This window comes from Candidatus Binatia bacterium (genome assembly GCA_036563615.1).
Classification (GTDB): Bacteria; Desulfobacterota; Binatia; order UBA12015; family UBA12015; genus DATCMB01.
In genome coordinates this window covers 209705-222911 of the sequence record DATCMB010000022.1, presented here as the reverse complement: position 1 = coordinate 222911, position 13207 = coordinate 209705, and the positions used below count along the sequence as shown (strand labels likewise).

At 72.9% G+C, this 13207-nt stretch carries 11 protein-coding genes; 4 read left to right on the top strand and 7 right to left on the bottom strand.

Translation table 11 applies throughout. The features are described 5' to 3' along the window. The first annotated feature begins 1 nt into the window (after position 1). The 3 genes from rfbC (at position 2) to VIS07_19445 (ending at position 2305) form a co-directional block, all read left to right on the top strand. On the top strand, positions 2 to 559 hold the full coding sequence (gene rfbC, locus VIS07_19455) for a dTDP-4-dehydrorhamnose 3,5-epimerase (GenBank protein ID HEY8517691.1): 558 nt from the start codon (positions 2 to 4) through the stop codon (positions 557 to 559). Then, on the top strand, positions 556 to 1380 hold the full coding sequence (gene rfbD / locus VIS07_19450; GenBank protein ID HEY8517690.1) for a dTDP-4-dehydrorhamnose reductase: 825 nt from the start codon (positions 556 to 558) through the stop codon (positions 1378 to 1380). Before rfbC ends, rfbD begins: the two co-directional genes overlap by 4 nt. A gap of 70 nt (positions 1381 to 1450) precedes the next feature. Continuing rightward, positions 1451 to 2305 carry an outer membrane lipoprotein-sorting protein gene (locus VIS07_19445; protein ID HEY8517689.1) on the top strand — a complete coding sequence of 285 codons (855 nt, stop codon included), beginning with the start codon at positions 1451 to 1453 and terminating at the stop codon, positions 2303 to 2305. Positions 2306 to 2398: 93 nt separating this feature from the next. Here the strand turns inward: VIS07_19445 and eutC are convergent, their stop codons facing one another. From eutC to VIS07_19410, 7 genes are all read right to left on the bottom strand, one after another. Next, positions 2399 to 3235: an ethanolamine ammonia-lyase subunit EutC gene (gene eutC / locus VIS07_19440; protein ID HEY8517688.1), complete on the bottom strand. Its 837-nt coding sequence runs from the start codon at positions 3233 to 3235 to the stop codon at positions 2399 to 2401. Continuing rightward, positions 3232 to 4638: an ethanolamine ammonia-lyase subunit EutB gene (locus tag VIS07_19435; protein ID HEY8517687.1), complete on the bottom strand. Its 1407-nt coding sequence runs from the start codon at positions 4636 to 4638 to the stop codon at positions 3232 to 3234. The genes eutC and VIS07_19435 overlap by 4 nt, the downstream gene beginning before the upstream one ends. A gap of 64 nt (positions 4639 to 4702) precedes the next feature. Further along, positions 4703 to 6820 carry a S8 family serine peptidase gene (locus VIS07_19430; protein HEY8517686.1) on the bottom strand — a complete coding sequence of 706 codons (2118 nt, stop codon included), beginning with the start codon at positions 6818 to 6820 and terminating at the stop codon, positions 4703 to 4705. Between the two features lie 401 nt (positions 6821 to 7221). Further along, positions 7222 to 8238: a low-specificity L-threonine aldolase gene (gene ltaE, locus VIS07_19425; GenBank protein ID HEY8517685.1), complete on the bottom strand. Its 1017-nt coding sequence runs from the start codon at positions 8236 to 8238 to the stop codon at positions 7222 to 7224. Further along, complete coding sequence (locus VIS07_19420) at positions 8235 to 9956, bottom strand: hypothetical protein (GenBank protein HEY8517684.1); 1722 nt, start codon at positions 9954 to 9956, stop codon at positions 8235 to 8237. Before VIS07_19420 ends, ltaE begins: the two co-directional genes overlap by 4 nt. A 91-nt stretch (positions 9957 to 10047) precedes the next feature. Next, positions 10048 to 11232 carry an FIST N-terminal domain-containing protein gene (locus VIS07_19415; GenBank protein HEY8517683.1) on the bottom strand — a complete coding sequence of 395 codons (1185 nt, stop codon included), beginning with the start codon at positions 11230 to 11232 and terminating at the stop codon, positions 10048 to 10050. Positions 11233 to 11616: 384 nt separating this feature from the next. After that, complete coding sequence (locus VIS07_19410; GenBank protein ID HEY8517682.1) at positions 11617 to 12471, bottom strand: thioredoxin domain-containing protein; 855 nt, start codon at positions 12469 to 12471, stop codon at positions 11617 to 11619. 189 nt (positions 12472 to 12660) lie between these two features. On the opposite strand from VIS07_19410, the gene VIS07_19405 reads away from it, so the two are divergent. Further along, positions 12661 to 13074 carry a VOC family protein gene (locus tag VIS07_19405; protein ID HEY8517681.1) on the top strand — a complete coding sequence of 138 codons (414 nt, stop codon included), beginning with the start codon at positions 12661 to 12663 and terminating at the stop codon, positions 13072 to 13074. Positions 13075 to 13207: the final 133 nt, after the last annotated feature.

Below are 13207 nucleotides of genomic sequence, written 5' to 3'. Positions count from 1 at the left end.
CTTGAAGGTGCTGCAGACCGAGCTGCCCGGCGTGCTCGTCATCGAGCCGACCGTGCACCGCGACGCCCGCGGCTTCTTCGTCGAGACGTACCAGGCCAAGCGCTACGCCGAGGCCGGCGTCGACGCGACCTTCGTGCAGGACAACCACTCGTGCTCCGCGCGTGGCACCGTGCGCGGTCTGCACGCGCAGCTCGCGCGCCCGCAGGCGAAGCTCGTGCGCGTGCTGCGCGGCGCGATCTGGGACGTCGTGGTCGACGTCCGGCGCGGCTCGCCGACCTTCAAGCGCTGGATCGGCGTCGAGCTCACGCAGGACAACTTCCGCCAGATCTACGTGCCGATCGGCTTCGCGCACGGCTTCTGCGTGACGAGCGACGTCGCCGAGGTCGAGTACAAGTGCAGCGACTACTACCAGCCGGGTGACGAGCTCGGGCTCGCCTGGAACGATCCGGAGCTCGCGATCCCCTGGCCGGTCGCGGAGCCGCTGCTGTCGGACAAGGACCGCGCCGGGAAGCCGCTCGCCGAGCTGCTCGACCGTCTGCCGCGCTACGAGGGACGGTGAGGATCCTCGTCACCGGCGCCGCCGGCCAGCTCGGGCGCTCGCTCGGCAAGGCGCTCGCGGAGCACGACGTCACCGCGCTCACGCACGGCGAGCTCGACATCGTCGATCTGCAGGCGGTGCGCGACGCCGTGCGCGCGGCGCGCCCGCAGCTCGTGATCAACGCGGCTGCCTACAACCGCGTCGACGACGCCGAGACCGACGTCGAGGGCGCGTTCCGCGGCAACGCGGTCGGACCGCGCAACCTCGCGCTCGCGACGGCCGAGGCGGGCATCCCGCTCGTGCACGTGTCGACCGACTACGTCTTCGACGGCCGCGCGACGCGTCCGTACCACGAGTTCGACCGTCCGGACCCACAGTCGGTCTACGGGCGCAGCAAGCTCGCCGGCGAGATCGCGGTGCGCGAGCTCAACCCGCGGCACTACGTCGTGCGCACCGCGTGGGTCTACGAGGAGCACGGCAAGAACTTTCCGCGCACGATGCTGGCGCTCGCGGAGCGTCCCGAGGTGCGCGTGGTCGACGACCAGACCGGCTCGCCGACCTACGCCCCGCACCTCGCCGCGGCGCTCGCGCGGCTCATCACGACCGATGCGTTCGGCACCTACCACCTCGCCGGTTCGGGCGCGGTGACCTGGTACGGGCTGACGTGCAAGCTCTACGCGCTGCGCGGCATCCGCACGCCGGTGGTGCCGGTGACGACCGAGGAGTTCCCGCGTCCCGCGCCGCGTCCGCGCTACTCGGTGCTGACGACGCTGCAGGAGCCGCGCATCGTTCTGCCGCCGTGGGAGGACGGGCTCGCCGAGTTCTGTCGCGCGCTCGGCTGACCGCCGCCTGTTGGTCTCCCGCGCACGTTGCGCTATGGCGCGAAAGCTTCGATCCGAGAGGGAGGTGGCGATGCTCGTTGACCGTCGTAGGTTCGTCCAGGTTGCTGCGCTCGCGCTGCTCGCGATGGCGAGCGCGGTGTCGCGTCCCGAGAGCGCCCGTGCGCAGAGCACGCCGAGCGCGGACGAGATCATCCGTCAGATGAAGGCCGCGCTCGAGCCGCCGCGCCCGAGCCTGCGCAAGATGGACCTCACGTTCGACGACCGCGGCACCATCACCAAGCTGCAGCTCGCCCAGGCGCGCAAGCGCTTTCCCGACGGCGACCGCACGCTCACGGTGATGCTCGGGCCCGAGGGCGCGCGCGGCATCGCGTACCTGACGATGAGCCCGGCGAACGGCCCGGCGGTCGAGTACCTCTACGTCCCGGTGGTCCGGCGCATCCGCAAGCTCGTGCCGGCCGAGAACTACCAGAGCTTCCTCGACACCGACTTCAGCTACGCCGACCTCGGCATGCTGCCGCTCGAGACCACCAACGAGCTGCTCGGCACCGAGGTGATCGACGGCCGCAAGGCGTACAAGGTGCAGTCGATCCCGACGTCGGTGATCCAGACCTGGTACTACGCCCGCACGGTGACCTGGATCGACGCCGAGACGCTGCTGCCGATGCGCCGCGAGTTCTACAGCCCGGCGGGCGAGGTGTTCAAAGTCGAGACGTTCGGCTCGGTGTCGAAGGTCGACGGCGTCCCGACGCCGCTGCAGATCCGCATGCAGACGCTCGCGAGCAACACCAGCTCGACGCTCGACGTGACGGCGATCGATTACGACGTCGAGCTTCCGGACGAGCTGTTCGATCCCGAGAAGCTGCGCTTCGCGTCCGAGCACGAGGCGTTCAAGAAGCCGCTCGAGAAGGCCCCGGGCGCGAGCTGACGCGCACGTCGGCGCACGAGAACGGACGTCTGACGGACGTCTGATGGAGAAGCCGGCGCGGCCGCAGGGTCGCGCCGGCTTTTTGCGCCGCGCTCAGCCGAGGAGCCGCGTCTCGTCCGCGAGGCGCGCCAGATCCTCCTTGACGGCGACACCGCTCGCGCGCGCGGCGCGCATCGTCTCCGCGAGCGCGACGATGCGCGCGACCGCGAGGTCGGTCGCGACCCCGCGCTCGTGGATGTTGCACACGAGATTGCGGTCCGCGTCGCTGTGCCCCGGACGCGGCCGCCACGCCATGTACGCCGACAGGCTCGCGGCCGTGCGCAGCCCGGGACGCTCGCCGATCAGCAGCACGACGACCTCGGGCTCGAGCAACGCGCCGATCTCGTTCAGCACGCCGACGCGGCAGTAGCGCACGACGAACGGACGTCCGAACGTCCAGCCGCGCTCCGCCGCCGCGCGCGCGAGCGGCTCGAGCAGCGCCGGCGCCTGCGCGCTCACCGCGGCGACCGAGAGCCCGTCGCCGATCACGACTTGCAGGTCGGCGCGCGGCGGACACTCGGCGCGCACGCGCTCGCGCGCCGCCTCGCAGAGCCTGCGTCCGAGGTCGGGGCGCATCAGGTACTCGTCCTTGTCGCGGCACTCGGTCCGCACCTCGAACAGACGCCAGCGCTCGACCAGCTCGGTGCCGAGGTCGCCGTGCAGGTCGATCTCGGCGCGCACGGCGTCGCGCGCGGCGGCGTGGTCGCGGCGCAGCTCGAGCTGCGTCGGCGTGCGGTACGCGGTGCCGGCGCGGCCGACCAGGATGCGCGCCGGCGTGCGCGCGAGCACGGCCTCGGCGAGCGCGCGCTCGCCGGCAGCCGCAACGCCCTCCGGACGCGTCCGCGTCACGTCGTCGCGAGCGCGCGTGGCGTCGTCGTCGCGCGCGCTCACGCCGTCCCCGGCAGCGCGAGGCGCTCGGCCGCGCGCAGCAGGTCGTCGCGCAGCGCGTCGCTCTGCGCCGCGAGCTCACCGTCGATCCAAATTCCGCGCTCCGCGAGCCAGCGCTCGAACTCGGGCGCGGGACGCAGCCCGAAGATGCGGCGCACCGACGCCGCGTCGTGGTAGCTCGTCGACTGGTAGCCGAGCATCACGTCGTCCGCGCACGGGACGCCCATGAAGTAGTTGCAGCCCGCGGCGGCGAGCAGAAGCAGCAGATTGTCGGCGGAGTTCTGGTCGGCCTGCGCGTGGTTCGTGTAGCAGACGTCGCAGCCCATCGGCAGGCCGAGCAGCTTGCCCATGAAGTGGTCCTCGAGCCCGGCGCGGACGATCTGGCGCTCGTCGTAGAGGTACTCCGGGCCGATGAAGCCGACGACCGTGTTGACCAGCAGCGGCGAGAAGGCGCGCGCGACGCCGTAGGCGCGCGCCTCGCACGTGAGCTGGTCGATGCCGTGGTGCGCCTCGGCGGAGAGCGCGCTCCCCTGCCCGGTCTCGAAGTACATGACGTCGTCGCCGACCCACGCGACGCCGCGCGCGCGGTGGTGCTCGAGCACGCGCTCGCGCCCCTCGCGCAGCATGGCGAGGGAGACGCCGAAGCTCGCGTTCGCCGCTTCGGTGCCGGCGATCGACTGGAACAGCAGGTCGACCGGCGCGCCGCGCTCGAGCGCCGCGAGCTGCGTGCTGACGTGCGCGAGGCAGCAGGTCTGCGTCGGGATCGCGAAGCCGTCGACCAGACGCGCGAGCGCGTGCAGGATCGCCGCCACCGTGTCGACCGACTCGCTCGCCGGATTGACGCCGATCACCGCGTCGCCGCAGCCATAGAGCAAGCCTTCGACGGTCGACAGCAGGATCGCCGCGACGTCGTCCGCGGGATGGTTCGGCTGCACGCGGATCGCGAGCACGCCCGGCTCGCCGAGCGTGTTGCGACACCGCGTGACGCGGCGAAGCCCGCGCGCCGCGAGCACCAGGTCCTTGTTGCTCATCAGCTTCGCGACCGCGGCCGCGATCTCCGGCGTCAGCGCCCACGGCGAGACCGCCTCGCGACCGTCGGCGCGCAGCAGCAGCTCGCGCAGCTCGCCCACCGTCAAGCTCGCGATCTGCGCGAACGCCGCGCGATCGTGCGTCTCGAGGATCAGGCGGCTGACCTCGTCACGCTCGGGGTCGATCAGCGGATTCGCGACGATCTCGGCGAGCGTGAGGTCGGCGAGCACGAGCTTCGCCGCGACGCGCTCGCTCTCCGAGCGCGCGCCGATCCCCGCGAGCTGGTCGCCCGACTTCTCCTCGTTCGCCTTCGCGAGCACCTCGCGCAGGTCCGCGAAGACGAAGCGCTCGGCGCCGACGCGCGCCGCGTAGCCCATGCTTCCAGCTTTCGGCCCGAACGTGGCCCGGGTCAACTCCCGGCGACGCGCGCGTCCGTCCTGCTCAGCCCGGCAGGAAGAACGAGCCCGGCAGCTCCACGTCGCCGATGAACGTCCACTCGTCGGGCGAGCAGCTCTGCTGCTGGCAGCGATCCGCGCCGAAGCAGGAGAACGAGATGATGACGCGCGCCGGATCCGGGTTGCCGTCGTCGCCGGTGCGCTCGCACCAGACGAAGCTCGGCTCGGCACCGTTCGCCTGGAAGACGTTGCCGGTGACCGTCTGGTCCGGGTTGAGCGTGATCGCCCAGCGCTCGCTGCCGACGTCCTTGCTGATCAGCGTGCGGCGCCGGTCGGGCGTGATCTGCAGGCCGGACGGCCGGCCGCTCCCGCCGGACGTTCCACCGGGCCCCGGCGCCGCGCCGCCCGTGCTCGCGACCTGGCCGCGCGGCGGCAGCAGGAACGAGCCCGGCAGCGGCACCTCGCCGATGAACGTCCAGTCGTCGACGGGGCACGACGATCCCGTGCAGGCGTCGGCGCCGGAGCACGCGAAGTCGATCTGCACGTCGTACGGATCGGGGTTGCCGTCGTCGCCCGTGCGCTCGCACCAGACGAACTTCGGCGGCCCGCCGCTCGCGTCGAACACGTTGCCCGTGATCGTCTGGTCCTCCGGGTTGTAGCTGATCGCCCAGCGCTCGTTGCCGACGTCCTTGCTGATCAGCGTGCGCGCCTGATCCGGCGTGATCTGCAGGCCCGACGGGTTGCCGATCGGCAGCGCCTCGAGCGCCGCGAGGATGTCGATTCTGGGCTTGACGACGCCGTTGCGCGGGTCGCGGATCGGCACGCCGGTCTGCTGCAGGATGGAGAGCACGAGGTCGACGTCGCCGCGGCCGAGGCGCTGGTTCAGGATGGCGAACGCGCCCGCGACGTGCGGCGTCGACTCGGAGGTTCCGGAGACGAACTCGAAGCCGTCCGGCGGCACCGAGGACCAGATCGACGTGCCCGGCGCGAGCAGCGTCAAGAACGACGCCGAGTTCGAGAAGCCCGCGATCTGGTCGCCCTTGTTCACCGCGCCGACGCTCACCGCGGAGCTGATGCAGCCCGGCGCCGAGAGCGCGCTCGTGCTCGCCTCGTTGCCCGACGCCGCGACGGTCACGATGCCGACCGAGCGCAGCAGGTCGATCGCCGCCTTGCGCGCGCCGTCCTGCATGTCGCACGTCGCCTGCGAGGAGAAGCTGCCGCCGCCGAGGCTCAGGTTGGCCGCCGCGATCTTGTACGTGTTGCGCATCTCGTAGAGCCACTCGAGCGCCGCGATCGTGTCGGACGTGTAGGACTTCGCGCACGGGTCCTCGATGTCGTCGTCGCAGTCGCGCCCCTCGAAGCGCGAGAACACCTGGATCGAGATGATGCCCGCGCCGCGCGCGACGCCGGCGAACTCCGCGTTGCGGCCCGCCGCGATGCCGGCGACGTGCGTCCCGTGCTGGCACGCGATCTCCGCGTACGCGCACGGCGCACCTGCGCCGGGTCCGAACTGCTCGGTCTGACCGTTGGGGCAGTCGCCGGTGCGGGAGAAGCACGCCTCGTCGACGATCTTGCCGGCGAGAAACGGGTGCGTGCGCAGCGCCCCGGTGTCGAGGATCGCGACCACCCAGCCGTCGCCGTCGAAGCCGGCGCTCCACGCGGCGTCGCCGCCGATCAGCGGCACGCTCTCGGGCAGCATGACCTTCTCGAGGCGGTCCTCCTCGACGTCGACGACCGCGCCGGACAGCGTCAGCGCCGTGAGCGCTGCGGGCGTGACCTCGAGCGCGACGTACGGGATCGTGTCGAACTCGCGCGCCACCGCCCACGCGGTGCTGCCGAGGTCGCGCGCGAGCTTGGCTCGCGACGCGCGGATCGCCGTGCGCCGCGACGCGACCCGAGAGGCCTCGGAGGCATCGGGCGCCGCCGCGGCCGCCTCCGGGACGTCGAGCCGGACCAGCACGCGCGCGGTGCCGCGCTCGCGGGCGATCGCCATCAGGCGTCCGACGTCGCCGGCCTGGACGGCGGTCGGCAGCAGCGCCCCGGTCACGAGCAGCGCGAGAGCGACGAGCAGCGCACCGGCCGAGAGCGGCGCGCGGGCGACATCCAGCCGCCGCCTCGCGCGCGAGGTCGTGCAGCTCGTCCGTGGGTCAGCGCTCGCTCTCATGTCCGCCATCCGATGCTCTCCCGAGGCGTTCGACGCAGCGCCGCCCGGCGATCGTTGTGGCCGCTCCAGCGGCCCCGTGCAAGTCGCATTCGCACCGGTCGTTGCATCGGTCGTTTCGTGCCAAAGAACGAGCCCGCGTCCCCGGCGCGGCGCCTGCCCGACATGGACGTCACCCGCCGCGGCGCCATTCACCGCCATCGCACGCGCGCTGGCGCATCCGCACCTGCGGCGCGGCGAACGGTCGCAGGAGGCGACCGACATGCGCAGTGCGCTGCGCGCTGGCGAGGAGCCGGGACGCGCGCAGCTCGTGCGGCAGAGCGCGGCCGCGACCGGGCCGGGCAGCGCGACGGACGCCGCTCGTGCGACGCCGTGAGCAGCTCAGGCCGAGCGGCTCGCGCGCCTCAGGCCGCGGCGTCGAGCGCGTCCCGGATCCGCGCCAAGGCGTCCTCGACGTCGTCCGCCGACACGTCGAGGTGGGTCACCGCGCGGTAGCGACGCGGACCGACCTCGTTGACCAGGACGCCGCGCGAGCGCAGCGCAAGGCCAAACTTGGCCTTCGGTGCGCCGAACAGCACGATGTTGGTCTCCGGGAACGGGTCGACGGTGAGACCCAGCTCGGCGAGACCCTCGGCGAGGCGCCGCGCGTTGGCGTGGTCCTCGGCGAGCCGCTCGACGTGGTGACGGAGCGCATACAGCCCCGCGGCGGCGAGGATGCCCGCCTGGCGCATGCCGCCGCCGAGCATCTTGCGGACGCGGTGCACGCGCTCGATGACCTCGGCCGAGCCGCACACCACCGACCCGACCGGCGCGCCGAGCCCCTTCGACAGGCAGAAGGTCACGGTGTCGAAGCCGCGCGCCCACTCCGCGACCGGCACGCCGCTCGCGACCGCGGCGTTGAAGAGCCGCGCGCCGTCGAGGTGCAGCTTGAGCCCGTGCTCGCGCGCGACGTCGATCACGCTGCGCAGCAGGTCGAGCGGGAAGACGCGTCCGCCCGCCGTGTTGTGCGTGTTCTCGAGCGCGACCAGCGTGAGCGGCGCGAAGTGGTGGTCGCGCGGCGTGAGCGCGCGTCGGACGTCGTCGGGGTCGAGCGTGCCGTCGCGCCCGACGGTCTTCACCTGCACGCCCGAGATCGCCGCCGCGGCGCCGGACTCGAAGCGCTCGAGGTGCGCGCCCTCGGTCGCGAGCACGAGGTCGCCGTGCCGCGTGAGCGCGCGCAGCGCCGCCTGGTTCGCCATCGTGCCGCTCGGCACGAAGAGCGCGGCCTCCTTGCCGGTCAGACGCGCGGCTTCTTCCTGCAGCGCGTTGACCGTCGGGTCCTCGCCGTAGACGTCGTCGCCGACCTCCGCCGCCGCCATCGCGGCGCGCATGGCCTGCGTCGGACGGGTGACGGTGTCGCTGCGCAGATCGATGGTCTTCATGTCGGCTCGCGGGCGTCCGCGCCGCAGGCGAACGCGGTCGTGTGCTCGTAGAAGCCGCTACCACGTCGCTCGCCGAGCGCGTAGCCCGCGACGCCGAAGGTCACCCGCGCGAACAGCCCGGGACGCACCGGACGCAGGATGGTGACGTGGCTGCGCGGCGTGCAGCGCAGCGCGCCACCGCCGCGCAGCGCGAGCGCGAAAGGCGGCGTGAGCCGTCCCGGCACGACGTCCGGCAGCGGCGCGTGCGCACCGTCGGCCTCCTCGGCGAGCGCGAGCGCCGTCGCGCCGTCGTCCCCGAGCAGCCGCAGCGACGACGCGGGCTCGCCGGGGTCGAGATCCGCGACCGCGCCGAGGTCGGCGCCGAACGAGGCGACGAGGCGCAGGCGCACGCCCGGACGCTCCGGCGCGAGACGCGCGAGCACGGGATCGGTGAACGCCGTCGCGCCGACGCGCAGCACGGCGCCGTCGAGCCTGACGCGCCCCTCGAGCCACCCCCAGGTGCGCGCTTCGCTCGTCGCGTAGTGCAGCTCGACGTCGGCGCCGACGACGCGGGCCGCGAGCTGCGCGCGCTCGTCGCGGAAGTAGAGCGCGGCATCGGGGATGTCGAGCAGCGGTCCGCGGAAGCGAACCCAGGCCGTGTGCTCGCCGATCTCCGCCTCGAGCCCGGCGAGCGCGAGGCGGCCGTCGGCGCGTGGGCGGCCGTGTCCGGTGAAGAGCAGCACGCGCTGGCCGCCGGGCAGGAGCAGCAGGCGTCCGCCGATCTCGTCGGGTCCGAGCGCGCCCAGGCCGGCGACGATGCCGAGGCCGTGCGCGCCGACCGCGGCGTCGTGCGCCTGCAGCGCGACGCCGCGCACGGGTGCATGCGCGCCGGCCGTCGCCGCGGCCGCACGCTGCGCGGCGTCGCCGTGCCCACGCCGCGCGTCGGCGTGCCCACGCGGCGCGACGAGCGCTGCGGACGGCGTCGCCACGCTCGCGCCCGCGTCCACGTTCGCGCGCTGCGCTGCGCCTCCGAACGCCGCGGCCGCCGCGGCGACGAAGCGCTCGCGCCAGGCGCCCGGGAAGCGCAGCGGCGCGCCGAGCTCGAGCTGCACCGCGTGCGTGCGCCCCGACGCGGTCAGATCCGCGAGCGCCGCGCACGGCCCGCCGGTCGCGCGCGGCACGCGACGGAAGAGCTGCATGACGTTGTTCGGGTGCGCCGCAGGCCAGCGCTCGCCGAAAGTCGTGTGGATGCCGTCGCGTGCGCCGAGCGCGCGCAGCGTGTCGAGCGCGCTCGCGACGTAGCTCGGCGACGCCGTGAGCCGCGGCGCGAGCTTCGCCGCCTCCGTCGGTGTCGCGAGCCGCGCCCCGACGCCGACGTCGCAGGTCGGCTGCACGACGTGCCAGCCGTGCACGAACAGCACCTCGGCGTGCGCGTGGCGCGCGAGGATGCGTCCGAGGTGCTCGCGCAGCAGGTCGAGAAACCACGGCGCGTGGGTCGTGACCTCGTCGACGCGGTTCAGATCGAGCTGGTTGCGGTCGACCGCGAGGTTCTCGATCAGCGACGCGCCGAGGCGCTGCGCGAGCGCGCGCGCGACCTCGCCGGTGTGCAGGTCGTTGCCGCGCAGCGTGCCGCCGCGACGCAGCTCGAGCAGATCGTGCGCGCACAGTCCGCCGTGCGGCACGACCACGAGCACCGGGCCCTCGCCGGCCACGGAGCGGCACCAGGCGGGTACGTCCACGGGCACGTCGTACGCGTCTATCGGGGCGGCGCAGCCGGGTCCACCGCAGACCCGTGACGCCACCGTGAGCCCGCGCGAGCGCGCGAGCTCGTCAGCCGCGCGAGCGGAAGATGCCGAGCGCGCTCGTGTAGCCGTGCAGGAACGTCGTCCCCTGCACCGGACCGATCTCGCCGTTGCAGAAGAAGCCGCCCAGCGCGACGTCGCCCAGGTGGCGGCGCAGGACGTCGCTGTCGTGGTTCGGACGTCCGTAGAGGTGCACGCCGCGCCCGAGGCACGAGAACAGGACCGCGCCACGCACCGCCTCGGTGCCGCGCTCCGCCTCGTAGCGCGCGAGCCGGCGCTCGATGTCCTCGGCCGAGGTCAGCGCGTCGCGCAGGTGGAACTGCACGACCTGCAGCGGCCGCAGCAGCGCGCCGACGATCAGCGTGCCCTCCTCGCGGTCCGAGCCGAGCAGGTTGCGGATCAGGAAGTCGCCCTGCTGGTACTCGCCCTGCGCCTGCTTCATCTCGATGCCGAGGAACAGCGAGCCGCGGCACAGCTCCTGATCCGCCGGCGGCAGGCTCTCGTAGAGGTCCTGCAGCACCTCGAGCGCGGGGCGTCCGTCGAGCTCCTGCAGGACGTTGTCGCGGCAGCGCGTGACGAACATCGGCACGCCGATCGGACGGCAGCCCTGGGCGACGATGGTGTCGAGCTCGAGGTTGCCGGCCATCGCCACGCCGACCAGACCCGAGCGGTGCACGCGGTCGCCGAGCAGCAGCGCGTTGTCGCCCGGCGTGCGGCCGCCGCTCGCGACGCCGCCGATCTTCTTGCTGGATGGAAAGGCCGCGTCGAGCCCGCGGATCAGCCGCTCGACGTCGAAGGAGAACGGGTCGGCGAGCAGCAGGAAGTGCGGCTCGACGCCGGCGTCGACGCCGCACACGCGCCGCCAGGCTTCGGGCGGCGCGTCGGGCTCGGGCAGCGCGTCGAGGTCGACGTGGAACGGCGTCAAGCTCACGTCTGGCAACGACGCCGCGGTGAGCGACAGCGCCGGGCCGTGCTCGATCTCGCGCCCGCCGCCGATCACGCTGTGCGCCGAGCAGCCGAGCAGCAGACCGCCGCCGAGCTCGTCGGCGAGGATCGCGGAGAGCTCGCGGTGATCGGCGCGGTACTGGTCCGAGGGGAACGCGATCACCAGGTCCGGACGCGCGCCGTCGAGCTGCGCGCGCAGCGTCGCGGCGGCCTCGCGCGCCGCGTCCTCGAGCCGGGGCTGCTCCGACGCCGTCGAGCACCAGCGCATCGCCCCTGCCCTTCCGCTGTCACGCGAGCCGTGCACGTCGCGGCGGCTCCGTCAGCGCAGCCACGGCGTGTCGCCGCCCGCGTACGGTCGACGCGGGAACGCGCCCGTGGGGCGCGCGTGACGCGCGTGGCGGGTGTGATGCGTCAGGCGCGTGTCGCGCGCCCGTTGCGCCAGGCGCGCAGCGCGCGCCCGATGATTGACGGCGGGGGTCGCCGCCAGAGCGTGAGAATCGACGTGAAGCATCCGGCCGTCCCTGGCCGGCGCACTTTAGCACCCGCGACGGGGACGGCACGCCGCCACGCGAGCGCGCGGCGTCACGTCGGGACGCGGGAGCGGCGGGATGGATGCGGGGACGTGCCGGCGTGCGACACGTCCCCGCGCTGCTCACTTCGCCGACGCGAGCTCGTCGTCGATGATGGCCTTGAAGTTCGCCGCCGGCTGGGCGCCCTTCACCATGCGGCCGTTGATCACGAACGACGGCGTACCGGTCAGACCGAGCGAGGTCGCCTCGGCCTTGTCCGCCTTGACCTTGTCGAGGGTCTCCTTCTTGTCGAAGCACTCCTCGAACTTGGCCTTGTCGATCTTGTCGTTGGCCGCGAACTCGAGCGCCTTCTCCTTGACGTTCGCCGGCGTCACTTCCTTCTGCTTCTCGAAGAAGCCGCGGTAGACCGCCCAGGCCGCGTCGGGGTTCTGCTGCTTCATGCACTCCATCGCGATGGCGCTCGGCTCGGCCCACGGATGGAACGGCAGCGGCAGGTGCTTGTAGCAGAAGCGGACCTTGTCCTTGTACTCGGTCAGCACCTCGTTCTCGATCGTGTTGTAGCCCTTGGCGCAGAACGGGCACTGGAAGTCCGAGTACTCGATGATGGTCACCTTCGCGTCCTTCGGACCGCGACAGACCTCGTTCTTCAGCGACACCTTGTCCATCACCGCCTTCGCGGGATCGACGGTGACGTCGTCGACCTCGGCGAAGATCACGTAGCGGAAGTCGGACGACGCGGTGAACGGCACCTGGCGCGCGCGCGGCGGCGTGCCGATCTCGAGGACGCCCTGCTTCGCGCCCTTGATCGGCGAGTCCTTGACGTCCTTCACCGTGACGGTCTCGCTCGGCGGGACGTTGTTCTTTTTGCGGTAGTACTTGATCAGCGTATCCTGGTCTGCGGCGGACGTCGCACCGGGCAGCACGACCCCCGGAACGAGCAGCAGACCAAGCAACGCAATGGAACGGCGTACTGACATCGATCGACCTCCTTCGGTTCGAGCGGTTCCTGCCAGAAGTCCCGAAGGCGGCCGGTTTCCGACGGCGCGGCGGACCCCTGGACAACAGCCAACAACGGTGCCCGCTCGGAGGCGGGCGGTCAAGCGGCAGATCGCCGAACGCCGGAGCGTGGCGATCGTGCGATGGCGAAGCGCAAACCGGGGCAGCGCATGTCCGACGTCGGCTTGACGCACGTCGCGCTGCCGGTCGCGGACCCGGCGGCGAGCGTCGCGTTCTACGAACGCTATGCGGCGATGCACGTCGTGCACCGGCGGCGCGACCCGTCGACCGGACGCGAGGTGGTGTGGCTCGCGGACGGCACGCGCCCGTTCGTGATCGTGCTGATCGAGGTCGAGCGCGTCGAGGAGCGGCTCGAGGGGCTCGCGCACCTGGGCGTCGGCTGCGCGACCCGCGAGGACGTCGACCGCCTGTGCGACGTCGCCCGCGCCGAAGGGCGCCTGCGCATGGGGCCGATCGACGCCGGAGCGCCGGTCGGCTACTTCGCGATGCTCGCCGACCCCGACGGCCACACGCTCGAGCTGTCGCACGGCCAGGAGGTCGGCCTCGCCGCCGGCGGAGCTTGACGCACGCCCGGCGGCGCATCGCGACACGCGCGGCCAGCAGATCCTGACGCCGACGACGCGCGTCCCCCTCGCGGACGGCCCGCGAGCCCCCTCACGTCCCGGCTCGACGATGACGCGCTGCATGATAAGGAGG